The sequence below is a fragment of the uncultured Paraglaciecola sp. genome, from assembly GCF_943787955.1.
Lineage (GTDB): Bacteria > Pseudomonadota > Gammaproteobacteria > Enterobacterales > Alteromonadaceae > Paraglaciecola.
Genome location: NZ_CALSOK010000004.1, coordinates 121,429 through 146,847 on the forward strand (window position 1 = coordinate 121,429; position 25,419 = coordinate 146,847).

Consider the following 25,419-nt stretch of genomic DNA (forward strand, 5'->3'; position numbering starts at 1 on the left):
ACGTTGCACTCCAAACCACTCAAAAAATGTTGTCAATAAATCACTCGTCAACTAATTGATAGTGCTCATGCAAAATCTGAATGATTTCAGCTTTTGGGTTGTCACTCAACACTAGATGTTTACCCGTTATTTTTTCTGCGATATCAATATATGTCTTAGAAACCTGCATCAATACCTCAGCAGGCAGACTATTATTTTTGGCTAATAATTGGCGCTCAGGCATACGTTCTTTATTTAACAAAATATCTGAGTCTGGGAAATGATTGAGTAATAACTGACGAAATCCTTCTTTGGAGTTTTCGACTACTGTGCCCTGCTCATATTGCTGTGCATCCCAAATTCTTGATGAATCTGGGGTACCGACTTCATCCATGTAAATCAACTTGCTATTGCCATCTAAGCCTTTTACATAACCGAACTCAAACTTAGTATCAACAAACACTTGCCCCAACTTAGCTAAAGCTTGACTAATCAGTGAGAACCCCTCAGATAATAGTTTTTCATAAACAGAAATATCACTGCGTTTTTCAAAGTTGAACGCAGAATAATTATCGAGGATATTCTGACGGGTGATATTCACATCATCAGCTTCAGGCACATCAGGTATCCCTTTTAAAATACCTTTTGTGGAGGGTGTCATGAGTAAGCTAGCTAATTTACAATCTTGACTAAGACCTTCTTCAAGCCGGATACCACAAAATTTTCTTTCACCTTTTTCATACGCGCGCCACATTGAACCAGTAATATATTGGCGACAAATCGCTTCAATCATCACGGGTTTCGCTTTTTGAACTATCCATACAAAAGGATGTGGAATATCGAGTATATGACTGTCTGCTAAGCCTTGTTGCTTAAATAACGTGAACCAGTGATTAGAAATAGCATTTAAAGCCGCTCCTTTACCAGGCACACCTAACATACCGCCTTCACCGCTCCAAATACAATCAAAGGCTGAGATACGGTCGCTAATAACCATAATGGCTAATGGCGTATCATATGGCACAGGGTAAGCTTTTTCTTCAATTAAGCGCCGGCTGTCTTGCTTAGTTAACCAATAAACAGAGCGCACTTTACCACTGTGCACCGGCAGTTCAGTACGAATAGGCAGGTCATTGTTAATCGATAAAATTGAATCCGCAATCGACATACTATGCCAACTCCTTAATCTGAAGCATGTACAAAATTTTATGATGCTTAATTTTGAAATGTTTCCTCCTGACCGCACTCACTACAGGAGGAAAATAATTTATATATCTAGATCGTCAGCCGACATGGTTTTTGAAAATGTGGGGTACAAATCTGTTAATTTGTTGACTGAGAATGGGTTGCTCTCATCATCAAATAATGTAATTGAGGTTTTACTACCTACACCGACTACTTTGAGACGATACTCTTCAGTGTCTAAATTCATCTCATTCTTATCACTGGACCAAATATTGCTCCACCATCCATCTTCAGCACCATTGTATTTGACAAACAATAAGCCATTAGATTTATCATAATCTTTGACATCAAATCCTAATTTTCTCAAAACAAGTAATAATCTGGGCCAAGTAATCTCATAGTCTGCGTCAACCACAAAAGCAGGCTCACCGTCGCCATCAAACCCTAAGTCCATCTGCAAACCTTCTCGAATTTGACGAAAGCGTTTGACGTCAGCTACTTTTGTTTCAAATTCATAATTTTTCACTACTCTATTGAGAACGTCGACTTCGTTACGTCTTTTATCTCTTGCTTTAGTTACTACCTCTTTGCTTTGAGCGTTCAACCTTTCCTTATAATCAACCAATTCGACACTGAGACCTGCCGTTCTACCATGAGGTTTTTTATCTAAGGTAAATTCGAAGCGTTGACCAACAGTACGTTCTGATTTAGACCAGCTATACCAATTATTGTCTTTGCTCTCATCCATCACCATCCAGTCTGTGATTAAACGTTGGTTGTCCTTATCAAACAGTTCAACGCCAATACCTTTAGAATCTAAAAATCGGATCAGAGAATTCCAAACTGCAGTATCTAGAGGTAGGCTATCATCAATCTGATCAAACCAAACAATGGCATTTTTTGAGCCTTCTTCTATGTGAGAGCCAGCCACTACCGCTAATACCAATGGAGGCGACATCACACTCAAATCTTTGCCTGTAGCATTTAAGGGTGCGTTTTCACCTAATTCAGGAAGTTGATAAGCGTCATTAAATTTAGGTGAGTCCACATCATCTGGAATATTTATTTTTCGACCAGGTTGCTCTTTGACATAATCAAATGAACCACTGGCAACTTCTCTTTCCTCTAATGAACTGCAGGCACTAAAAAGAGTAGCGGTTATCACTGAAATCGTGATCACTGAGTTTTTTATCAAATTGGTTGTTAACACACCAATTTGTTGAAATTTATAGGTCATGCTATCTCCTTAAAATAATACGCCAGAACTGCGCATGACTTGTTCGATATGATTTTGGCTAGCTAGTTCCGATTCAACTAAAGGTAATCGTAAAAAAGCTGAATTAGTCAGCCCCATTTTGTGTAAAGCCCATTTAGGTAACACGGGATTCGGTTCGATGAACAAAGCCCGGTGTAAGCCGGTAATTTGTCTGTCTATTTTTTCAGCCAATTGGTAATTCTTTGCCAAAGAAGCATTGCACATATCCGCCATTTGTTTTGGCACAACATTAGCGGTGACTGAAATCACCCCATGGCCACCGTTCGCAAGAAACTCACATCCAGTTAGGTCATCACCGCTTAATAACAAAAATTCATCTGAGACAAGCTTCTGTGTGGCCTTTAAGCGTGATATGTCACCTGTGGCATCTTTCAAACCGACAATATTTGGATGCTCTGCTAACTCAGCAACTGTCTCTGGAAACATGTCAGCAACAGTGCGACTGGGCACATTATATAGCAATAAAGGTAAGTCAGTCGCATCAGCAATGGCAGTAAAATGTGCAACCATGCCTTTTTGTTGTGGCTTGTTATAATAAGGCACAACACTTAAAAATCCATTAATTCCAGTACCCGACATTTGTTCACTCAAAAAAATGGCTTCTGATGTAGAGTTCGCTCCGCTCCCTGCAATGATAGGTATTTTGTCATTAGCATATTCGACAGTGCGCCTTACCACTTCTATATGTTCAGAAAAGGGTATAGTCGCAGACTCACCAGTAGTACCAACAGAAACGATGCCATGAGACCCATTTTGAATGTGAAAATCAACGAGACTCTTCAATGAAATATAATCTATTTGTCCGTTATCATACATTGGCGTAATTAGCGCCACAAAACTACCAGTAAACATGCCATCTCCCAAAGATATAACCCCTTATGGTAAAGACCTGGCTTCCTAAAAACAAGCATTGAATAGCCCATTTGATGGATTAGAATTGAAACTGGATCAACCTACCTATAATCATGTATGTTATAGTCAATTTTAAAGCAACGAATTGGTTAAAAATGACGCAACAATTAATCATTACCATATTGGGTTCAGATCAATTTGGTGTGTTAAGCAAATTGGCAGACACAGTTTCTGGTGTGGGGTGCAATATTTTGGATAGTCGCCAAGCTGTTTATGGACAGGACTTTTCTCTTACTATGATTATCGAAGGCAGTCAAAGTGCTATTACCCAAGCCGAATGTTTATTGCCACAAACTTGTCAGAAGCACAATTTGTTGTCTATGATGAAACGCACTAAAAAACATTGTAAACAAAACCTCGAACACCTCGCGGATGTCATCATACATGGCGAAAGCACACCTGGTTTAATCGACCAAATCACCGATTTTCTCAAGCAACATAATATCTCTGTCAGTGCTTTTAGATTAAAATTTTTGGATAGTATTGAAAACGACCCTACTAAGGATAATCGCATAAAATGTAAAATGGTGATTTCTATTCCACATGAACTCGAAGTTAAAAAGATTGAATATGCTCTTCAAGAACTGTTACAACCATTGAATTTAGAGGCTTCAATTAAACAAAATCATTGATAATCTCGTACCGCATTCTTGCTAGTTAAAAATGGCAGTTTCAGCGGGGTTTAAAAAGTTTAGTCAGGCGCTATTTCCAAATATAGTAGCTAAATTAAAAAAGTAGCCAAGGTATGCTCGGAGCCTGAAGTTAATCGCTTTTAAAACTTGGCTAAGAAATAAGGATTGGGGCACTTTATTTTTTATATTGAACCAATCCAGAAGTTGACAGATATTCAGTCATAGAAGCTCCTTGAATTGGAACACTTAACACGTTCTAAGAAGGGTGTTTAGAGGTCGTATGGTTATACTCTTTTCATAAATAATTAAGGCAATTTAATATGCAAATTCTGAATGCGGGTGATAATGCTCCGCAATTTTCTCTACCGAATCAAGATAACCAAAAGGTGTCATTAAGCGACTATAAGGGTAAAAAAGTATTGGTTTATTTTTACCCTAAAGCGATGACACCGGGCTGTACAATACAAGCACAAGGTCTGCGAGATAACCAAGCATTATTGGCCGAATGGAACGTGGAAGTAATAGGTGTAAGCCCTGATCCAGTTAAAAGGCTGCCAAAATTTATAGAAAAAGAAAATCTCAATTTCACCCTATTATCGGATGAAGATCATGCATTAGCTGACGCATTTGGTGTGTGGGGTCTAAAAACATTTATGGGTAAAAAATACGACGGTATTCATCGTATTACGTTTTTAATTGATGGAAAAGGCAAGATAGAACATGTATTTGATAAATTCAAAACCAAAGATCACCATGAAGTAGTATTGGCATATATAAAAAAATCAACATAAATGCTATTTACAATGATCTGCAGCCTGATTCGAAAATAAATTTAATTTATCTTTTAAATCTGTAAACAATTTATAACACCTTATCCTTGTTTGCATGCAAACATTTGCAATAATTTAAGTTAAGCTCGATTTATTTGAATTGTTGATAGTGTTAATTCCTGTAGTAATGAATAGTGTATTGTGTGAGTCCCAGACGCCCAATGCACACCTAAACACTCTATAACCTTAGACTAAATCTATATAGCCCGCAAAAAAAGCACCTACCGATTGGCAGATGCTTCTACAATGATTTTTAATTAAATTAAGATTGTTTCTTAAATCGACGTGAAGCTAAACCAATAATGCCTAATGCAAAGATAGCAAGGGTTGATGGTTCTGGTTCGCTTGTCGGGCCAGACCATGACGCTAGACCAGATTCGAAACTGCTTAAAGATGTTGTTCCTTGCAAAAAAGTTGTAGTTGCGAAAAATGCCTCGTGGCCTGTATTAGCACAAACTGCGACTACTGAAATGGCACATATATTAGTAGATACAACATTCCTGCTCACATCGACTACAAAAAATGATGTCATATCTTTGTTACTTAATTTACTTGACTCAGTAATATATTGATAGCTTTTGAGCTTCGACTATTGGGTTAGGTATTTTTTCAAAAAAGTCTCTATTTTTAGCCACATATCCAATCTCCTGAGTGGCAGCATTGTCCACCATACATAGCCATAACATTGTCTTTGTGTCTTGCCCAAAGCCACCAGCAGCACCAACAAAGCTAACATACTAATGACTTCTTACAGGCGCTAATTCTATGCGACTGGTGAGCTAGGCACCATATAACAGCTTAAGTATTATCTGATAATCATTAGCCAAACTCCTCAACACTTTGTTAGAACGAGAGTTGCGAAACGTTAATAACCACCTCAAACCAAAGTCAGCTAATGAATTCATCTATTAATTGAAAATGAATTTACATTCAAATAATTGCGTCCTTGCATAGAAGATAAAATCAACAAGCAGACCTATAAAAAGTGGCTGGCTAGCTTATACGGTCAGGCCGCGGAAATCATCCCACCATCGAGGACAATGGTTTCCCCACAGACCCAGGCTGAAGCCCTTGAACAAAGATAAATTGCTGTGCCGGCAATATCTTCAGGCGTACCCATTCGTTGTCTTGGAATTTTGGATACCATTCTGTCTGAAATATCTTTATTGCTAACGGCTTCCTTGGTCATTTTGCTGGGAAAAAAACCAGGGGCAATTCCGTTCACATTAATATTGTAGGCGGCTAAATCTGTCCCCAGATGAGTGGTGAGATGCACAGCAGCAGCCTTACTGGCCGTATAAGAATAAGTTGGCATGCCAGAGTTACGAATGCCATTGATGGAACAGATATTGACGACACGTGATGGATCATCGGTTGTCCCTCCCACTTTCAACAGCGGTAGGCATTTCTGTGTCATAAAAAACATCGATTTGATGTTGATATCCATGATTTTATCCCAGCCGTTTTCTGGGAAAGCGTCAAACGGGGCAGCCCAGACAGCGCCAGCATTATTGATCAGAATATCGATTTGCTTTTCATGCTTGCTGAAATCGGCAACAAATTCTTCAATCCCTGAAACAGAGGACAAATCAGACGGAATGGCAATACACTGACCGAACGCTGAGAGTTCCTTTGCTGCCGCTTCCAACTGCCCCACCTTGCGTGCTGTGATATAAACTTTGGCACCGTTCTCAAGCAGCCCCTGCGCCATCATCTCTCCGATACCGCTCGAGCCACCGGTCACTAAAGCGACCTTCCCAACTACATCAAATAAATTTTTCATGCCTATTCCTTGTTAAACTTCCATTCTGCTATCTGCCAAGAGCAGACATCAGAACCAGTGTAAATTGAGATCTAAACTTTAAATATAAAAAAGGCCAATACCCTTTCATAGCATTACTCTAACCTAAGCAATCGAGTTACGGCAATTTATTATCGTGATGGAGGCGGTGGCCAACTTCCATACACAAACTTATTTCTCACCAAAACACTAAAATTAAACAGTGTTTGCTCAGTTATAATAGGCTTCTTCTACTTAACATTTGTAAATAGGCGGATATATCGGTGGGGGTGATGTTCACTATTTGGCTATTATTTGATTGGTACCTTTGGCAATATTTAATTTTAGCCAGCGCTAAACTCATACTAATAAAATGGCTATCTTCACTTAAACTTTCTAAGCAAAACAAAACATTTTTTAATCGAGAGGTAGGGTAAATATCAAACGCACTGAATATCGCGAGGTAAGCTGAATCCTCAATCGTTAGTGCTTGGGTAGCGTAACAAAAACCTTGGCAACGAGGTGTTAAAAATTTTGGGTATGCATTAATAATGTAGCTAGCGATGTTAGCGAGTATGTGTTCAGTAGCTTCAATATTCGTTAGCCACAAAGTATTACGCTCATCAGTTACGAAGATATCATTTTTATGTACATTTAATTCATTGATAGATAATTGTCTTTTAGCTTGTTGGCATAGTTTGCTAAAAATTTGAGGGAGTAACTGTATTTTTGATGAAGATTTAATAGCAACATTAATCGGTTTACCATCCACAGCCCCTTTTGTTAATCTGTCAGATAAGATAACTAAGGGCACAATTAAGTCACTTTGGGAAATAACGGGTAAGGTGTCTGGATTGCTTGTTAATGGTTTATCAGCACTTTTAATATCTCTGTAATTAGCCACTTTTTGAAGGTGTGGCTGTTGCAGCCACAAGTGATACACATGAATGAGCTTGTTGATGGCTTCAGAATACTTTGTCTGCTGAAACTCTAAACTTGCATGCTGTTGTGACGAATTTTTGTGTTTATATAACGCGACCTTTTTCTGTTTAGATAGTTTCTTTTTCGGTAATAATTCGACTAAGTTTGATATTTGTTCCATATCTGCATTAGCGGTAACTAAGGTGATATTAGTTGCTTGGTAAAAACGCTGATGAAACATCTTTAAGTCGGTAACGGTTAAATCACCAATTGATGTGCTAATACCTCCATAACAAAAATCATCTTGGGTGTTGTTTGCATGACTTTTAGCCCCCAGGTTAGTCGCGTGTTCTATGCCAATCAATTCCCGATAAATAACCCCTTTATTATTGCCATCATGAATTTCACAATGCATATCTTGAGTATCGAAAATAGGATTAAATAAGCCATTGAGTAGATAATTAATAGCCAATATAAAGGTATCAGCATTTTGGCTTTCACAATGAAAATAAGTGGTATCGGTCAAAGTTGAAGCATTAATTTTGGCATCAGTAAGTGAGGTCAATTGAAATAAAGTTTCTGGTTTTGGAAATGCAACACTACGACGAAAAACCATATGTTCTACGCCATGAGCAACACCACTATTGTCAAATATGGGAGTATTCACCACAAAAACTGCGCTAAAACTCGTATCATCGACAATGTTAATATGTCTTAAACCATTGATGTGGATGTAGATATCTTGCGTCAATGGTGAAGCCGAGTTCATATTTTTATACGTGCAATGTTTAACTCATTATATTTGGCGAACTTCATTGCATTTTGATTAACTCGCTTGACTATTTCTTTTGATGGTTTCGTTGCACTTGCAATAGCCTGTTGAATTAGATGGTGATCTTCAGACTTACTGCACACGGGATCCGTTTTATGCATATCGCCGGTCATCATAAAGGCCTGACAACGACAGCCACCGAAGTCTTTTTCTTTTTCATCACACCCTTTACACGGTTGTGGCATCCACTCATCCCCGCGAAAATAATCGAAAGAAAAATCTTGTTGCCATATATCAGCAATCGATTTTTTTTTAATGTTGGGAAAAGTCAGTGGTAGCATTTTTGCGCCGTGACAAGGTAAAGCGGAGCCATCTGGAGTAACCGTTAAAAAGGTTGATCCCCAGCCATTCATACACGCTTTTGGGCGTGTTTCAAAATAATCAGGCGTAACAAAAATAAAATGTGGTCCTTTGCCTTGTTGTTTATTTCTGAATTCATTAACAACACGCTCAGCCTCAACTAGCTGATTTTGAGAGGGTAATAAATGATCACGGTTTTCATACGCCCAACCATAGTATTGTGCGCTTGCCAATTCGACATAATCAGCGTTTAGCTCACAGCTTAAGCGCATAATATCAGCAATTTGTTCGAGATTTTGCTTGGATAATACAAAGTTAAGCACCATAGGATAACCTTGAGATTTAATCGATTTAGCCATATCAAATTTATGCTGGTAAGCATTGCCGCGACCAGCAATCGCATCATTCAACTCAGGATCAGCACCTTGAAAACTTATTTGGATATGGTCTAAACCCGCTTCTTTAAGCCTAGCGATACGTTTTTCGGTTAATCCAATACCAGAGGTAATTAAATTGGTATAAAAGCCCAGATCTCTGGAGTGCTTGACTAATACTTCTAAGTCTTTGCGTAATAAGGGCTCCCCCCCCGAAAATCCCAGTTGTACCGCTCCCAACTCTCTTGCTTGGCTAAATACTTGACACCACTGTTGTGTACTTAATTCATTTTTCGTTTCGCTTACCTGAGTTGGATTTGAGCAATAAGGGCAATGTAACGGGCAATCATAAGTTAGCTCAGCGAGCAACCAAAGCGGTGGACCAACTACCGCTGGCTCGCCTTGCTTTGATAAGTTGGTGGAAGCTTGTTTAGTCATGATAAAGCCATTTTTTCTCGATGGCAGTAGTGATAAATTCAATCACATCGGGCGCTAAATTATCAGCATCCGGAAATTTAGTTTGCAGTGTCTCAGTAATCTGCTGAAGGTTTGTTTTTCCATCAATAAGCTGCATTATTTCGCCCGCACCGCCATTGAGTTTGACCATGCCTTCTGGAAATAGTAAAACAAAACAGTTTTGTGCTTTCTCCCACTGAAAGCGAAACATCGGATTAAGTGATGGAATCGTTAACTGTGTCATTGTTACTGTAGTCACTTCAAGATACCTTTGTGATAAATAGGGTTAATGATTGCCTCTTGACCCAGTATCGCTTGATACGGTGCTCTGTCTTGTTGATATGCCAATGTCATTGAATCTAACATGCTCCATAAAATATCCAGTTTAAACTGCAAAATATTTAACGCATCGTGTTGGGCTTCGCGGCTAGTAAAATGGTCTAAAGTTATTTGTAAGCCATGATTTACATCACGGCGAGCTTGTGACAAACGCATTTGAAAATAATTTAACCCTTCGGGTTTTATCCATGGGTAATTATGCGGCCAACTATCAAGACGGCTTCGATGTATTTCGGGCGCAAACATTTCTGTTAATGATGAACAGGCAGCTTGTTGCCAAGTAGCGCTGCGAGCAAAATTAACATAGGCATCTACGGCAAAACGGACCCCAGGGAGAACAAATTTTTCATCTAATAAGTCTTGCCTGTTTAAACCCACCGCCTCACCTAAACGTAACCACGCTTCAATACCGCCTAAGGTCTTTTCACCCACGCTACCATCGTGATCTATGATCCGTTGAACCCACAAACGCCTAGTTTCCATATCGCGGCAATTTGCCATAATGGCAGCGTCTTTAATCGGTATATTTGCTTGATAATAAAAACGATTAGCCACCCATCCTTTAATCTCTTCCTTACTACAATCACCACTATGCATCGCAATATGGAAAGGATGGTGAATATGGTACAACTGACCTTTGTCTCTAAGCTTATGTTCAAACTGTTCTCTGGTCCAAGCCTGCATAAAAAGGGAGCCTATAAGTGAGGTTAAATAAAAGTGAGGTTAAATCGTTATTTCCATGCCATCAGTGGCAATTTCAACACCATTGTCTAAAACAAATTGATGCTGAGCAGATTCTTCATTCAAAATGGGATTGGTGTTATTAATGTGTATTAGGATCTTTCTATCTATCGTAAACTTATTCAGTAAAGCCACAGTTCCATAGTCACCATTGACAGGCATATGCCCCATCTCTGAGCCTAATTTAGTCCCTACACCTTGAGCAATCATTTCATCATCAAGCCATAATGTACCATCAATCAGTACGCAACTTGCCTTGCATAATATGTGTTCCACTTCCTCAGTACTTTCAACGATGCCGGGTAAATAAAATAAATACTTACCTGTACTTTTATCAATGATTTTTAAGCCTATATTGTTGCCTGCAATCACTTTATCGCGATACCGAGAATAAGGCGGAGCATTTGATTCAATAATGACAGGAACAAAATCAATACCCTCCACCCCCTTTACACTAAAAGGTTGTTTTTGTTCGGTGTCAATTTTGCTGAATTTGAGTCCACCATGCCAATTTTCTAATACGTTAAACAATGGGTAAACAGTTGATAAGTCTTCATACACAACATCACTGCAATAAACATCAAGCGGCAGCCCTTCACGCAGGGTTAGTAGCCCTGTGGTATGGTCTATTTGGCTGTCTGTTAAAATAGCCGCACGAATTTTAGTGCCACGACTACCTTGCTCAGGCCAAAGTTGTGGAGATTGATTGATTTGCTCACGAATATCGGGCGAGGCATTAATTAATACCCAGTCGTTACCATTAACACTGACAGCGATAGATGATTGTGTACGTGCTGTTGCCTTAATTGTTCCCTCACGTAAACCTTTACAATTTGCGCAGTGACAATTCCACTGAGGAAAACCGCCACCAGCAGCAGAGCCTAACACTAAAATTTTCATATGTGCCTCGAAATCAAGACAAACGGAAAGAAAGGGATTAACAAGTGATGATCAATTACCTCAGTATTTTCGGTTATTGATAAACCTGAGGTAATGTATTCTTGATAATTTAAAAAATTAACGATTACTGATGTAAAGTGTGACTTCAAATCCTAAACGCATTTCTTCAAAGTTTGGCTTCGTCCACATAATTTATCCTCGATGGTTACTAACAATGTTTTGGGTATTTCTTAATTTTTACTGATGTTATCTGTACTCCGAAAACAAGAATACTACAAAAGCCATTTGAACTTATAGTCATTTAAATTATATTTCAATCGAATAATGAGAATTTTTCATTATTATCTTATTAAAATAAAGAAGAAATAATCGATAGGTTGTTTGTCATTGTTACTTTGGATAAAGCTTAACGGGGGTTGTTATAAAGACAGCATGAAAACCAACGCTATTGACTAATATTCTAATAGCAACAACTTAGTGGCTAATTTGTAAGTTTTATTACACTTTATTTAAAGCTTTTTGCAAAATTGTTAGTGGCATTTATTAAGGCATCGATGATTTTTGGTTCACTTGCAACATGCCCCGCCATTTCAATCACTGATAATTCAGCTTCAGGCCAGTGTTTTTTTAATTGCCATGCTTGCTCAACAGGGCACACCATATCATAACGACCATGAATAATTTTTGTTGGAATATGCCGAATCTTATCAATGTATTTAAGTACAGGTTGTTTTGCAATAAAACATTGATTCATTGAATAATATAGCTGAATAATAGCAGCAGCTTTGGCGTCTTCTTTGATTGAGCTTGCTTCAAGAATCACCAAATCCTGCCAATTAATCAGGCTTGCCTCCCAGTGTTGTAATTTATTAAAAATAGCGTTTGATACCTTAATATTATTACTGGTGAGTTGTTGATATATTGCAGGTAGCGGGTGAGATTGTTGCGAAAGAGGCAGGTCTGCGACTATGTTATTCCAAGCGTCAGGAAAAAATTTCGCCGCACCGTTTTCGCTATAAACCCAATCAATATCTTGCCTACGCGCAAGGAACACGCCTCGTAATATCAAGCCAGAAACATACTCAGAAAAGTGCTGCGCATAATATAAACCTAGTGTAGCTCCCCAAGATCCACCAAAAACCAACCACTTTTTAATGCCAAGATGTTGTCTTATTGACTCTATGTCTTGGATAATATTTGCAGTTGTATTTTGTGCTAAAGCGCCATAAGGACGAGAGCGTCCACAGCCTCGTTGATCAAACAAAATGATATGATACAGCTGCGGGTCAAAATAACATCGATGTGAAGGTCGGCACCCTGAACCCGGACCACCATGTAAAAAAATCACTGGAATTCCTAAAGGATTGCCACATTGTTCAACATAAAGATGGTGCTCTACCCTAGAAATTTGATCTGTCGATGCATCATTCGTTAGCACTTCATGTGTGAGGGCTTCATTAATTACGCTTAGGTGATAATGAAGAAAAGGCTCAATGGCTGGGTAGAGTGACAACATTTATTAATACCTATTCGTTGACTATTCATTGTTTATCTTGCTTAGTTAAACTTAGGATAAAAAAATTTAAAATTGTTAAAGTCGATATTTTATGAATATAGGTAAATCAGATTGTCTTTTTTCACAAAACAAATGCATATGATGCCCAATTTTTTCCATATTTACCTCTTTTAATCGCATCCGATTTGTTCAAACTTAAAGCTCCTTACGTAAAAATCAAGAATGGGAATATCGTTATCACTTATTGCTTGTTAGTTCACTTGAGATGTGTGGATACAGCTATTATGGGTGCCTTTGTCTTTTGAATTGATATAAACAAATTCTTCGATAAAATACCAAGCCAAACAAAGATAGTTTATGCAACCCAAAGAAAGAGAAAAGCCATGGGTGTCAGCTTTTAATTAATAAATTCCATTGCAATACGAATTGATGGTTTGAAATAATTTGCGTTTAATAATCCTACTTTACACCACTATCATTGTGAATATTAAAAATGAACAAGATTTTAATGTTTATTATAATTTAAGTCGAAATTCGGTGTATGTGAGTCCAACCAATTAAAGCATCAATAACGAAACATTAGGTGACTCAGCCTATTATTTTGTTAGCCTTCTAGATTTTCTATAAGCACTAGGCGTAGACCCAAGCCACTGATGACAAGCTCGCGTCAAACTTCGCCGATCAGAAAAACTCATCTCGGATGCAATATCATCCAAATTCATCGATGTAGCCAGTAAAAGCGTCAGGTGATTGGCTCTTACCTCTTGTGGTAGCTGTCGATAATTTTTACCCGCTCGCAACAGTCTTCTCTGCAACGTCGGAATACTCACACAAAGCGCGGAGGCTAAGTCACCTTGTGTGTGAGGCGCACACTGTAATAAGGCCTTAACTTTTTCAAGAAACAGGTTTTCCTGCACTTCAATCGGCGCTATTCCGGCAAGGATTTCTCTAAACACCACAGTTTCATTCATCGCCCAGCGATCAGAACTTCTCTGCCCTAAAGGCAGTTTTAAGTCACTGCTGTGATAAAGAAAAGTGACGCCACCGCCGTCCCTTGTGTACTCGCAGCCAATAATGGCCAATAATGAGGACCTTTGTGGACTGCCTCCCAATATGATTTCTGTCAATGAGATGGATCTCTTTCGCGATGAAGGTCTAAAGTATTATCGGAATTTACTGGCGGCAGGGGTCAAAGCGAGTAGTCGAACAGTCAACGGCACCTGTCATAGTGCGAATGTAATATTTCCTAATGCTGCGCCAGATATATTTGCCGCAACACTTTGGGATATTTATGGGTTTACACTTTTACTTTGCTTTGAGGAAACGACAAACAACTAAGCAGAAACATAAAGGTCAGGTTGTCAATTTCAACCACCCTGCCTCTTGATCCTCTTCGGCTTACTTTGATCTTTGCTTATTGACTTGAGCCAACCTCTAAAAGACGAATGTATACTTTTACCCCACGAATAAAATCGTCAGCTCCAATGCGCTCGTTTGTGCCATGAAAACCCGTTAATTGGTCTCTCGTCAGTGGAAAAGGATTAAAACGGTAAGCATTATCAGACACTCTGCCATAGTGCCTTGAATCAGACGCTGCCAACATAAGCCCTGGCGCAACAATGACATCCCCATAAATACTTTTGATCGATTTCTCGATGCTAATATAACCTTTTGACTCCCAGCTAGAGACTTGAGATGCTGATTTACCTAAACCAAAACCGTCCCATACCATTGGCCTAACTTCAACATTATCATTCTCTACTACCTCACTGACATGCTCAAAGATACTCTCAAGAGTGTCTCTAGGGTGCACTCTAAAGTTGACTGTCGCTATAGCTTCGATGGGCAATACATTGGTCTTAACACTAGCCGACAGCATAGTGGGTGCAGTAGTCGTTCGCAACGTTGCATTCATGGCAGGATCCTCGGCTAACACGGCCTCAATTAGACCACTAAATAGCCACCTATTAGCGAACAACATTTTATAACTGAATGGCATTTCTCGACTGGTTGTATCAAACATAGCCAGAGTCAAACCATCTAACCCCCCTGGTATCGGGTTTTCTTCAAGTTTGGTGATCGCTTCAGCTAAAACGCCTACTGCAGTTTGACTGGGAGGCATAGATGAATGACCTCCGACGCCCTTCCCGACTATTTGCAAGGTTGTCATTCCCTTCTCAGCGACATTAATCGTTGCCACTAATTTATCGACCCCAGGTAAAAAACCGTCCAACAGAAAAGAGCCTTCATCTAGCGACCAGGCTAGCTGTACCCCGGTATCCTCCAAGTAATCAGCGACTAGGGCCGCACCTTTCACACCACCAATTTCCTCATCATGCCCGAAACTGAGGTAAATACTCCTTTTAGGTTGATGCCCGCGAGCCATTAAATAATTGACGGCTTCTAAGATACCAATGACACCACTTTTATCATCAAGCGCGCCTCGCCCCCAAACAAAACCATCATGAATTGTTCCAGAAAAAGGTGGTTGCTTCCATAAAGATTCGGTTCCAGGAATGATCGGTACCACGTCATAGTGCCCTGTGATCAGAATAGGTTTTAGTGTGGTATCTGTGCCAACCCACTTGTACAGCATAGTGTCATTGAACGTTTTTAATTCGAGGGTCTGGTGTAATTGGCTGTATGTTTGACTCACCCAATATTGAAAGTTGGCAAAGTCCTGTGCATTCACACCCTGCGAATTCTCATGGGATATAGTCTGAAACTGAATAGACTCTGATAAATGCGCCAACAACAGGTCTTCATCGAGAGAGTAGTCTACTGTCTCAGGGAGATTAGCCGCCTCTGGAGTATGCAGAAGTGTTCGAGTGACAATAACAATCAGTAAAACTAGGACACTTAATCCTACAATCTTAAAAGTATGTTTGAGCATAGGTAAAATAAGTTTTAATAAGTTGAATTTATACCATGCCTCATATCGTCTATATTTACATCCCTTAAATATCAATAATGTCTTGCCTAATAATACTCTGCTGCCTATTTATTAACCAATGACATTAGACAAAGCTCAATAGCTAAGCGTTTTTCACCAGGTCTTTGATGGCATCGATAGCAACATAAGCTTTGGCTGACAGTTCACCTTTGTCTGCAACGGCTGGATTGTCAACGGCCGATTTAAGCGCTGTGGCCAGCGCATCAACACTGTTTGCCACATCAAGTACTTGTTGTCCAGTCACCGCTATTTTGTGCATGATAGTATCGCCCGCAGCAGCCTTCATAACGTCGCTTGCCGCTGTCATGTTGTTTGATCGGGCCAGTAGTTCATCAAGAAGCTTATCCCGCTTGCCTAGACTTAGGTTTATTTGGGCCTTACCGAGTGCCTGTTTGCATTGGGTGAGGTAGGTCATGTCAGCAACAGATATGCACTGCACGCTGTCCAGTGCCGTCATTGCCTGGTTGACTCGGTTATTCACCGGATCCGCGTCAGACATTGTGGCAATATCCTCTATAGTCCGGTGAACTATTTTATCCATCTGTTGTTGTATGTTCATGGGGAGTATTTCCAATTTATGCAGTGGTTAAAAGGCAAATGCTGCTTTGCCTAGCAATGTGCTAAAAAGCTCTAAGTTCGCTGCTGAAAATGCGTCACACTTGCTGGTAAAAACAACGCTTAATTCGGTGCAGGTTTGAAGATAGGCGATGATTGACCGGTGGTCCTTTTTCCACGCATACGCAAGAGGAGATATGCTGCGGACTTTGGTCAGCATGGATGTTTCCCAATCTCTGATATCCTTTATCCATGCTTGATAAGCAGCCTCAAAGGGCATCAGTTCATTCATTAAACTTTGCACTTTGCTACGTTTTTCAATGTTGCCTGACATATTTTTTTTGTGGCTTGTTTGCATTGCCGTATAGTCGCATCCGGATACTGCTTTACGACAATTATCTAAATCGTTTTTTAGCGCGTTACCGCTAAGCCCGTCAATACCCGCTAATTCAGTTTGTAAACCGCTGTAAACATCATGGTAATTGACTAGATCCTGACGCCCGGATTTCAGATACGTCACCATTCCTTGAACAATAAACTGTTCAACATCTGGCAAGCTGCCAAGTAAAGTGGCGATGGTATCGACTTCATCTTGCACACTTTGCATAATCTCATTAAGCTCTTGATTGGCCGCTTGCTGCTGCAAAGCCCCAAGTGCTGAGGTAAAAGATTGGATTTCTTTTGGTAACGTTAAAGGGTTGCCCGAAATTGATTTAACAGTGTTTTGCACGTTTGAAAGCAGAATATTGACCGCTTCAGTCCCATCTGTACCGGCACTGGATAACACAGAAACAGAGCTCGCATAGGCCGCTAATACGCCCGCTAATTGGCTCACCTTTTTACCCTGCTCACTGAGGTTTTCCACATGCGCGTCTAAATCAACTGGATTACCAAGTTTATCTGACACTTCTTTGCCGGCAGTGACAAGGCTTGTCTGATTGTCATTCAACCCAGCTGAAAGCGCGAAACTTGATTGTTTAAAGGCTGAAATGTTGGGTGAGGCACAGCCCGCTGCCAATAAGCAGCAAAGCAAAATAATAAAGCGCATGAATTCGTTCCCTGTTTTGTAATCCCTAAGTGGCTAGAACACCAGTATGTACGGCAAAATATTCATCTATTTCACCTTAGACCAAAAATGAGTCTTTCACCATTTCAAGGCTATGCGGTCCCTCACAATAAAGTAGACCATCGGCCATACCAATCGTGGCCACCAAATGTTGGTGGATTGATTAATACGTAATCCTTAAACTAGGCGAGTATGTTTTGTTTATTGCCAAACACAACGGTCAAAATATTCCTCTGGATAACCTGCTAAGTACACCTGCAGCTGCAGAGCTTGACTAGCTAACCATAGAAAAGTCGAACTCAACTTCATAAGTTAATTATTTAAATTAGCTCTGAGTCTAAGGGAACCTGTGATAATGTTCATTAAATCTTTAATCAAAAAATACACATGCCCTTCTAATGAAATATTTATGTTTCTCTTGCTGGAATGAACGATGCCTACCCTAAAATCATTAATGACTCGACTAAATTCAAGTATCCTTAGCGTTATGTTACTGACGTCAATCGTGCACGCTGCAGGTGACACGGTGCCAGTAAATGTGATGAATTTTGTAGACGCTAAGACATCTGTGCAATTCGACAAAGTGATAGCCCGGGCAGGCGGTGTGAATTTATGGGGGCATATACGCTCCCCCATCCCCGTAGACAAGCAGCGTCTAAGAAGAATGAATAGAGACACTATTTATAGCTCAGTTGTGGTTGATATTAGCAAAGGGGCTACGCTGACTTTACCCAACGCTGGAACGCGTTATATGTCAGCAACAGTGACCAACGAACATAATTACATCAACAATATTTTTCATGGCTCGGGCGACTTTACATTGGATTTACTGAGTTTCAAAACAAACTTTGTGATGGTCACGGTAAGGATTTTAGTAGACTCAAGAGATCCAGAAGATATCACGCAAGCAAACCATTTACAGAATGGGCTTAAGGTTAGCAGTGCAGCCAGCGGCAACTATACGCACCCCAATTATGATATGCCTAGCTTAAAAGCAACCGCAAAATCCTTAATTCAACTTGCAACCGGGCTGACCGATACCAAAGCCGCATATGGCAAGCAAGAAGAGGTAAACCCGGTAAAACATATACTGACATCTGCCTATGGTTGGGGTGGTTTACCAGAACAAGAAGCATACTACATCAATGTACAACCTAACCTTCCGATAGGCGCCTATACCCTCTCAATTCGGGATGTACCAGTTGATGGTTTTTGGTCAATCAGTGTTTACAACAAAGATGGCTTTTTTGAGCCAAACGATTATCAGTCATACAGTATCAATAATCTCACTGCGAAAAAGAACAGTGATAATTCAATTACGGTCAATTTCGGAGGGCAACCAGACAATATTAATTACATACCTATAGTCGATGGTTGGAATTACGTAGTAAGACTTTATCAACCGCGAGCGGAAGTGCTTGATGGCAGATGGACGTTTCCAGGTTTATCGAAGCAACTGAATTTACAAAAAATCCATGAGAATTAAATTCAAATCAATAAGGTAACCTCATGTATTTAAAATCTTGAATAGTCAACTTGAGTATCACTTTTAGAAAAACAGAGGCAAAAAAACGCATTGATTGCCAACGGAAAAACCTCTTTTACATTTTTAACTTGGTATCTTGGTAATTATTTTTTAAGATGAACACCTAGCCTTGTCTCAGATGTAACTAGTGACAAAATCAAAACAAATAGCCCTGCCCGATCCATTTTGATTTTAAAACAATACCGCACTCTTTTATCACCCCTTTTATTACAATCTTGTTACAAATTTACAACAATTCTCAATGGATCATCAATCCATATGCCTTATACTATTTGCTGCAAATTTCAGGCGCAGGTTATCTTACAATACACTTAAGACGCTGCTTGATGTTGCTTTTCACAAAAAATAATAGGTAAACCCTTTCATCGCTTTAACGGTTTTCCGTTCGTGAGTTTTAGACCAAGCCATACGCTCTAATCTCGAGCCTGCATTACTTTGGAATATTTCATGCTAAATAATACATTTAAAAATTATCAATCTACTCGTGCTTCTATGTTGAGCCTACTGCTGCTGACTACCTTGTCGTTTTCCACTTTGGCAAAGGATATACCCAGCAGAAAACCATCAAAAGAAGGGGTATCTCAACAGCGTTTGGATAAACTGACCGCACACATGGACCAAGCGGTTGAAGACGGTACCATGGTCGGTGGGCTTGGCATGATTGCCCGCAATGGTAAAGTGGTTTACAGCGAAACCTACGGTCAAAGTGATCGCGAAGCAAACAAACCAATGAAGGAAGATACATTGTTTCGTATCTATTCAATGTCTAAGCCTATTACCTCAGTAGCATTAATGATGTTGTATGAGGAGGGCAAGTTTTTCCTCAATGATCCAATTTCAATGTATATACCTGAATTGGCAAATCTCGAGTTGGCAATCTCTACTGCTGACGGTGAAACCACTATGGTGTCTGACGGCACAAGCAGTAAAACAGTGGGTGAAGGAGATGCCAGCAAAGTGGGCCAAACCCGCCAACCCAAACGCCAACCTAAAGTGCGTGACCTCATGCTGCATACTGCAGGCCTTAGCTATGGATTTTTTGGAAATACTGAAGTAGATCAGCAGTACCGCAAAAATGCAGTATTGGCTAATCCCAAAGGCGACTTACAGGCTTTCGTAACAAAATTGGGAAAAATTCCCCTGCAATATGAACCTGGTACTAAGTGGCATTATAGTGTGTCGGTAGATGTGCAAGGCCGTTTGGTAGAAGTGTTATCAGGAATGCGCTTTGGAGAGTTTCTTGAAAAACGTATTTTTCAACCACTAGATATGCAAGACACCAGTTTTGTCGTTCCCAATAATAAGTTAGATCGCCTAGCACAAATTTATTCACCTAAAGGGACGGGAAATGGCTCTGATGCGTTTTTAAACAATACAAAATCAAGCCAACTTGTTGTTAGCCCTCCTCAAACCAATGCTAGTTTTCTGGAAGGTGCCGCTTTTGAAAGTGGTGGCGGTGGCCTAGTGTCTTCGGCAATGGATTACTTAAAGTTTAGCCAAATGATGCTTAACGGCGGAGAACTCAATGGAGTGAGAATATTGTCTCCTAAAACAGTTGAGTTAATGACACTCAATCATCTGGGTGACATGCCCATGGGCGCCGACAACCCAGGTATAGGTTTTGGACTGGGTTTTGGTGTGGCTTTAGATGTCGGTAATATTGGTGAAATAGGTTCGGTTGGCGAATTCGCATGGGATGGTGCTGCAGGCACCAAATTCTGGATTGACCCAGTAGAAAAACTAATAGGGATATTTATGGTGCAAAGTATTCCTCATACGACTCGCTTAGGTAAAGAATTTAAAATACTGACTTATCAAAGTATTTTGGATTAATATCAAAATAAGAGTGCTACAAGGTCATCAATGGGGTCAACATAAGTCATTGACCCCATTCATGTTGAAGCGAAAGCACCAGCGCTATTTAACCTAAACATTTAAGGCGAGGGATTTACTGGCGCTATATTTTTTCTATGACAGGTTTGCCATTACGAAAGTGAATAAAAGGCCCCTCAATATCTGGCGAGTCACCATTGTCTAAGCGTTGTTGAACTTCTTTGAGGATCATTCGTGTGATAACTGGTAATTCGAGTTGCTCGGCATCTCTGAGTGAGACCCAATGCAGAGCTAATAATTCGCCAGATCCCTCCGATGCAGCGTGCACATCTCCTTTTATAAGATCTGCTTCAACCATAAAAAAGCGCGTATCAAAGCGACGGTTTCGATAGGGTGGCGTGATGGCTCTGGCGATGACATTGAGAGTATCCAGACGTGGATTAATGCCGTGCTGTAAAAACGCGTTCCACTGGGCTGAACGGCTGGTAATTGTCACCGAATCCGCTTCGCCAAGGATCAGTCCAGTCTCTTCAAACGTTTCACGAATTGCCGCCAGTGCAAGAGACCTGGCCCGCGACTCAGAACATCCCTTCATCAAACGTTTCAGAACGCTTGGATGCAGATCATTAAGTGGCCGTATGCGACTATCTCCCGCATCCACTTTGCCACCAGGGAAAACATACTTATTAGGCATAAACTTGTGTCCGGCAGCGCGTTTACCCATCAGGATTTTGGGTTGCTCACTGTCGCGTCTAACAATAATAAGAGTAGCCGCGTCTTTGGGTTTGACCGCACGCCCTTTCAAACGCATTTCGCTGGCGGGAGTATTGTTAGGCTCATATTGCGTTTTGATGGCTATTTTATCCCTGTGTCAGTCAATACTATTGGCTCTTTAGTCAGCAGATGACTATGTATATAGTTTATTGCGTAATCAGTCTGTGCTTAGCAGACAATTGGTATTGGCTATAGCGCGTTAACCGAATCTAATTGAGACTACCAAACAATCTTTTGAAGGTCACCTTCTCCCTCAGCCTTATCCGTTTGTACGATATGCAGATTGTTGACCATTGCCGGTATTATGGGTACACCATTCACGCCGCTTTCAGATTAATTTAAATGCTTTAGCAAAAGCTGACGTAAGGATCAACGACTCACTAGCTTACGTTTAGTGACAAAATCAACATTAATTCATTAACTCACCAAGGCTTGGCTATCGTTTTGTGAAAAATCGCAAACTTCTGCTAGTCTTCTACTGAGTTCTAAGATGGTTTGGCGACTCTACTTTTGCCAAACGGAAACCAAAGAGGTCACTAACAATAACAATCAAATGATCAGGGTGGTTGATTTCGCATAACCTGCCCCTTATTTAATGGCCAAGGGAAATCGGCTTTTAACTTTTTAACTTGATATTTTTTTGTTTTTTTGTTGTTTTGAGACGCAAGTCTTGTCTTAGATGTGACTAATCACAAATGTCCATGATTATTAAGGAGGTATCAAGAATTAAATCATACAGCAACCGTTCAATGACATGAGTTATTACTGACAAAGCATTGAACTATTTGATTACAATAATAAAGGGATTTTATCATGAAGAAATTGATTTTTTGTTTTGACGGTACTTGTAATGATCCTGCAGATGCAGGTGATTTTTTTGAAGATTCTAGTATTAGTAACATCGTTAAATTACACGCTTTTTTTGGCGGAAAACTGTCACCACTTAATGGCGAAAATATGGCAACACCCGGGCAGCGCAGCTTTTATTACAGCGGCGTTGGTACCCGTGGTAACTGGTTGACACAAAAATTTAATGCTATTTTTGCGCCCCCCTATGGCGATATGGGGGATATTCTTGATGAGGCCATCGACGATTTAAAAAAGTACACTGACAACGAAGTTGAAATCTATATCTTTGGTTTTAGTCGGGGCGCCGCTATTGCCAGAATGTTTGCAGCTAAAATTGGTATAGATATGGGTGTAAAAGTAAAATTTTTAGGGGTGTTTGATACAGTTGCCGCCACTAGAGGCTCCCTTGATTTAAACCCAAATACATTCCCTGCCAGTGGCATCATATTTGAAGATGGTACAATGGGATCCCATATTCAAGAAGCTGCCCACCTAGTTTCCATAGATGAAAAGCGTGTTACCTTTCAACCGACATTATTTAACAAAGACAACAGGATCACCGAAGTGTGGTTTGCCGGTGTGCATTCAGATATTGGTGGAGGGTATTGGTTTGATGGCTTATCTGACATTTCGCTAAAATTTATGCTCGATCGTGTTAAGGATAAATTGCATGTACTCGCCATTAGCGATATCGGCTATGACGCTTTAAAGGTAGAGGGTGCTCAAGATATATTGTGTGATGATGACTTTAATATTAATCCGCTGTGTAATGGCAAAATTCACGAACAAAAACGCCCAGGTGCGATGTCAAAAACGTTAGCACCCCGTTTAATTCGAGTGAATACCGATGACACCCCATCTAAAAAAGAGACTGCCATTGTTCATCATAGTGTTTCCGACAGGTTTAAAGTGGTAACCGAATATCGACCTTATGCATTGCGCGATGCCCATTTTCGTATCATGGATAAAAATGGCAACGTGGGTGACGCTCTAAAAGGCGTGGCAAACCTTTAAAGCGGGTCTATATGACTGACCGGATCAAGGGAAGTCCCTTGTTCGGTGCTAACATGCGACGACGCAGTTTACGTTAACCTCCAGTTCGTTACCTGCTCTAATACCTCGATAACCCTAAATTATAAATTGTTTTTTCAGTAGAGATAAGCGGGGGCGGGTCCAGCAAACGGCAGCTATGATGGCTCACAAGACTATCAACACCAGTTTTTCCAAGCCAACCAACCGACCGCTTATACCACTGAGGCAACAGACGGCTTCGAGTAATAAGCATAAGATGGGAGTAGCTTATTTTGAATTCTACATTACGTAAACAAGTAGAGTAAAAGACAAAAAAGCACATACTTATAAGGCATAAAGGATATAAAATAACTGTCAATATGCAAAATATCAGGGAGCAAGTATTTTCATTTTATGAAAAATGATGTTTTGTTTTACCTATACACAACCAGTCTTTTTGTGGCTGCAACAGACTACAATAACGCTATCCCAGTTCAAAGCGACGTCAACCTCAATGGAGTAGTTCTGGGCACAAAAGCCACTGGCTTCAATATTTATAATAATGGGGAGGGCTTTATAGGGGTTTCAACTTGGCTCACTGTCTTTACAAACACCATTTTTATCCCATAACTAAAACTTAAGCTCATCATTAATGCACTATTTAATGCACTACTAATACACTACTAATGCACTACTTAACTTTCAATGTTAACTCCATCAGCTCTCCTGCCCTACTGATTTTCAGGGGCCGTATCGTGCCAGGCTCAAAGTTAGAAAGTATCCGAAAAATAGCTTTCAGATTGAGTACTTCCCTATGGGCAAGCTTAAGCACAATATCTCCTTTAACCATACTCGCCAAGGCAAAGGGGTAAGCACTATAAGCCTTTAACACTTGCAAACCTCTTACCTTGGGGTCATTTTGTTGCATCACCCGCAGGCCAATCTTATAATTGTATTGTCCTTCAATCCCCATATCCAATAACTCTTCATAGCTTTTAGCATCTTGGTAGCGCTGCAGGCCCTCTTTTATCAGTTTTAATTTAAGCGGATCACGTCCCGATCGGATAAGAATATCCCGATAGAGTTGAAACTGTTCTTCGTAATAACCACGGGGTAATTGCGACTGTAAATCGCCCTCTGAAATCGTATATTTAATCGCTTTTTCAGCTAATTCATATTGCTGCTCGGCCAGGTAAAATTTTGCGGCGACAAAATTGATCTCTCGGTCGCTTTTCCATAATACCAATAACTGTTCCAGTAATTGACGCCTTTGACTTGTGAGTTCACACTCAAATCCAGACCTAAAAAATCACTGTGATTGATATCCTGTAATTTACTGGCCACAACAAACAGCCTGCGCAAATCTGTTTTACTGAAATTCGAAGCCCTGATGCGATCTAACGCTAGCTGCTGAGGCAATAAATTAATAGCCATTTGCAGTAAAGGCAGTGCCTGAGAAAGTTTGCCCTCACTTCTTAGGATCTTAGCCATTTCATAAGGATACACGGCGCCTTCCGGTTTAAGTAGCAAGGTTTGTCCTATTAATTCAAGGCCCCTATCCTTATCCAGCGCCATGTCAACCAACCAGCTTCCATAACGAAATGCCACTTCTGCATCTTTTGGATGCAAGGCAAAGGCCCGGGCAAATAATGTTGTCACCCCGTCATCATCATTCCACAACATGTCCTGAGGAAGGAGGCGTCCCAGCATCACCAACAAGTGTGCCTTTTGCACAGGATCAGTTTTTACCGCTAGTAAACGATAGCCATCAAGTATTATCTGCTCAATTTGTGGACGATGCTTCTCATCTATACCACTCCATTGAATTTCCCTCAGCAGATCATGAGATTGCAGCATAA

General features: G+C 40.2%; 25 protein-coding genes. 6 read left to right on the plus strand and 19 right to left on the minus strand.

All coding sequences use genetic code 11. From position 1 onward, the window contains the following. Positions 1-40: 40 nt before the first annotated feature. The 3 genes from Q0Y52_RS04390 to dapA form a co-directional block, all read right to left on the minus strand. On the minus strand, positions 41-1,147 hold the full coding sequence (locus Q0Y52_RS04390; protein ID WP_297818494.1) for a phosphoribosylaminoimidazolesuccinocarboxamide synthase: 1,107 nt from the start codon (positions 1,145-1,147) through the stop codon (positions 41-43). Positions 1,148-1,246: 99 nt separating this feature from the next. Further along, positions 1,247-2,401 (minus strand): outer membrane protein assembly factor BamC, encoded by a 1,155-nt coding sequence (bamC, locus tag Q0Y52_RS04395; RefSeq protein WP_297818497.1) that lies wholly within the window; start codon positions 2,399-2,401, stop codon positions 1,247-1,249. A 9-nt stretch (positions 2,402-2,410) separates the two neighbouring features. Beyond that, positions 2,411-3,292 (minus strand): 4-hydroxy-tetrahydrodipicolinate synthase, encoded by an 882-nt coding sequence (gene dapA, locus Q0Y52_RS04400; protein WP_297818500.1) that lies wholly within the window; start codon positions 3,290-3,292, stop codon positions 2,411-2,413. 113 nt (positions 3,293-3,405) lie between these two features. Here dapA and Q0Y52_RS04405 point away from each other — a divergent pair, with 113 nt between their 5' ends. Both Q0Y52_RS04405 and bcp read left to right on the plus strand, forming a co-directional pair. Continuing rightward, entirely contained in the window at positions 3,406-3,984 is a 579-nt protein-coding gene (locus Q0Y52_RS04405; protein WP_297818503.1) for an ACT domain-containing protein, read from the plus strand. A gap of 320 nt (positions 3,985-4,304) precedes the next feature. Then, positions 4,305-4,775 carry a thioredoxin-dependent thiol peroxidase gene (gene bcp, locus Q0Y52_RS04410; protein ID WP_297818506.1) on the plus strand — a complete coding sequence of 157 codons (471 nt, stop codon included), beginning with the start codon at positions 4,305-4,307 and terminating at the stop codon, positions 4,773-4,775. Between the two features lie 301 nt (positions 4,776-5,076). Here the strand turns inward: bcp and Q0Y52_RS04415 are convergent, their stop codons facing one another. From Q0Y52_RS04415 to Q0Y52_RS04460, 10 genes are all read right to left on the minus strand, one after another. Next, positions 5,077-5,346 (minus strand): PEP-CTERM sorting domain-containing protein, encoded by a 270-nt coding sequence (locus Q0Y52_RS04415; protein ID WP_297818509.1) that lies wholly within the window; start codon positions 5,344-5,346, stop codon positions 5,077-5,079. A 474-nt stretch (positions 5,347-5,820) separates the two neighbouring features. Next, positions 5,821-6,597, minus strand: a complete 777-nt coding sequence (locus Q0Y52_RS04420) for an SDR family oxidoreductase (RefSeq protein WP_297818512.1) — start codon at positions 6,595-6,597, stop codon at positions 5,821-5,823. A gap of 232 nt (positions 6,598-6,829) precedes the next feature. Continuing rightward, entirely contained in the window at positions 6,830-8,284 is a 1,455-nt protein-coding gene (locus Q0Y52_RS04425) for an insulinase family protein (RefSeq protein WP_297818515.1), read from the minus strand. Beyond that, entirely contained in the window at positions 8,281-9,459 is a 1,179-nt protein-coding gene (pqqE, locus tag Q0Y52_RS04430; protein WP_297818518.1) for a pyrroloquinoline quinone biosynthesis protein PqqE, read from the minus strand. Before pqqE ends, Q0Y52_RS04425 begins: the two co-directional genes overlap by 4 nt. Continuing rightward, complete coding sequence (gene pqqD, locus Q0Y52_RS04435; protein WP_297818521.1) at positions 9,452-9,736, minus strand: pyrroloquinoline quinone biosynthesis peptide chaperone PqqD; 285 nt, start codon at positions 9,734-9,736, stop codon at positions 9,452-9,454. The genes pqqE and pqqD overlap by 8 nt, the downstream gene beginning before the upstream one ends. Next, positions 9,733-10,500: a pyrroloquinoline-quinone synthase PqqC gene (gene pqqC, locus Q0Y52_RS04440; RefSeq protein WP_297818524.1), complete on the minus strand. Its 768-nt coding sequence runs from the start codon at positions 10,498-10,500 to the stop codon at positions 9,733-9,735. The genes pqqD and pqqC overlap by 4 nt, the downstream gene beginning before the upstream one ends. 39 nt (positions 10,501-10,539) lie before the next feature. Then, complete coding sequence (pqqB, locus tag Q0Y52_RS04445; protein WP_297818526.1) at positions 10,540-11,457, minus strand: pyrroloquinoline quinone biosynthesis protein PqqB; 918 nt, start codon at positions 11,455-11,457, stop codon at positions 10,540-10,542. Positions 11,458-11,574: 117 nt separating this feature from the next. After that, positions 11,575-11,646 (minus strand): pyrroloquinoline quinone precursor peptide PqqA, encoded by a 72-nt coding sequence (gene pqqA / locus Q0Y52_RS04450; protein ID WP_118056096.1) that lies wholly within the window; start codon positions 11,644-11,646, stop codon positions 11,575-11,577. Positions 11,647-11,962: 316 nt separating this feature from the next. Beyond that, entirely contained in the window at positions 11,963-12,973 is a 1,011-nt protein-coding gene (gene pip / locus Q0Y52_RS04455; RefSeq protein WP_297818529.1) for a prolyl aminopeptidase, read from the minus strand. Between the two features lie 596 nt (positions 12,974-13,569). Then, positions 13,570-14,100 (minus strand): helix-turn-helix domain-containing protein, encoded by a 531-nt coding sequence (locus Q0Y52_RS04460; RefSeq protein WP_297818532.1) that lies wholly within the window; start codon positions 14,098-14,100, stop codon positions 13,570-13,572. Here Q0Y52_RS04460 and Q0Y52_RS04465 point away from each other — a divergent pair. Next, complete coding sequence (locus tag Q0Y52_RS04465; RefSeq protein ID WP_297818535.1) at positions 14,087-14,311, plus strand: alpha/beta hydrolase fold domain-containing protein; 225 nt, start codon at positions 14,087-14,089, stop codon at positions 14,309-14,311. The two genes, Q0Y52_RS04460 and Q0Y52_RS04465, sit on opposite strands and share 14 nt — an antisense overlap. A gap of 76 nt (positions 14,312-14,387) precedes the next feature. On the opposite strand, the gene Q0Y52_RS04470 is transcribed toward Q0Y52_RS04465, so the two are convergent. From Q0Y52_RS04470 to Q0Y52_RS04480, 3 genes are all read right to left on the minus strand, one after another. After that, positions 14,388-15,941 (minus strand): M20 family peptidase, encoded by a 1,554-nt coding sequence (locus tag Q0Y52_RS04470; protein ID WP_297818539.1) that lies wholly within the window; start codon positions 15,939-15,941, stop codon positions 14,388-14,390. Positions 15,942-16,008: 67 nt separating this feature from the next. Next, a complete protein-coding gene (locus tag Q0Y52_RS04475; RefSeq protein WP_297818541.1) occupies positions 16,009-16,485 on the minus strand; it encodes a hypothetical protein in 477 nt (158 codons plus the stop codon). A gap of 27 nt (positions 16,486-16,512) precedes the next feature. Beyond that, on the minus strand, positions 16,513-17,529 hold the full coding sequence (locus Q0Y52_RS04480; RefSeq protein WP_297818544.1) for a hypothetical protein: 1,017 nt from the start codon (positions 17,527-17,529) through the stop codon (positions 16,513-16,515). Between the two features lie 451 nt (positions 17,530-17,980). Between Q0Y52_RS04480 and Q0Y52_RS04485 the strand changes: the two genes are divergently transcribed. Next, a complete protein-coding gene (locus Q0Y52_RS04485; protein ID WP_297818547.1) occupies positions 17,981-19,033 on the plus strand; it encodes a DUF1214 domain-containing protein in 1,053 nt (350 codons plus the stop codon). A 507-nt stretch (positions 19,034-19,540) separates the two neighbouring features. Continuing rightward, positions 19,541-20,926, plus strand: coding sequence for a serine hydrolase (locus Q0Y52_RS04490; RefSeq protein WP_297818550.1), 1,386 nt, complete (start codon positions 19,541-19,543; stop codon positions 20,924-20,926). 124 nt (positions 20,927-21,050) lie between these two features. On the opposite strand, the gene Q0Y52_RS04495 is transcribed toward Q0Y52_RS04490, so the two are convergent. After that, the gene (locus tag Q0Y52_RS04495; protein WP_297818553.1) at positions 21,051-21,737 is read right to left on the minus strand and encodes an NUDIX hydrolase; all 687 of its coding nucleotides are present in this window, start codon (positions 21,735-21,737) and stop codon (positions 21,051-21,053) included. Between the two features lie 776 nt (positions 21,738-22,513). Between Q0Y52_RS04495 and Q0Y52_RS04500 the strand changes: the two genes are divergently transcribed. Beyond that, on the plus strand, positions 22,514-23,563 hold the full coding sequence (locus Q0Y52_RS04500) for a DUF2235 domain-containing protein (RefSeq protein ID WP_297818556.1): 1,050 nt from the start codon (positions 22,514-22,516) through the stop codon (positions 23,561-23,563). 688 nt (positions 23,564-24,251) lie between these two features. Here Q0Y52_RS04500 and Q0Y52_RS04505 read toward each other — a convergent pair. Both Q0Y52_RS04505 and Q0Y52_RS04510 read right to left on the minus strand, forming a co-directional pair. After that, positions 24,252-24,806: a hypothetical protein gene (locus Q0Y52_RS04505; RefSeq protein WP_297818147.1), complete on the minus strand. Its 555-nt coding sequence runs from the start codon at positions 24,804-24,806 to the stop codon at positions 24,252-24,254. Beyond that, positions 24,728-25,417 carry a hypothetical protein gene (locus tag Q0Y52_RS04510; RefSeq protein WP_297818559.1) on the minus strand — a complete coding sequence of 230 codons (690 nt, stop codon included), beginning with the start codon at positions 25,415-25,417 and terminating at the stop codon, positions 24,728-24,730. The genes Q0Y52_RS04505 and Q0Y52_RS04510 overlap by 79 nt, the downstream gene beginning before the upstream one ends. Between the last annotated feature and the right edge of the window lie 2 nt (positions 25,418-25,419).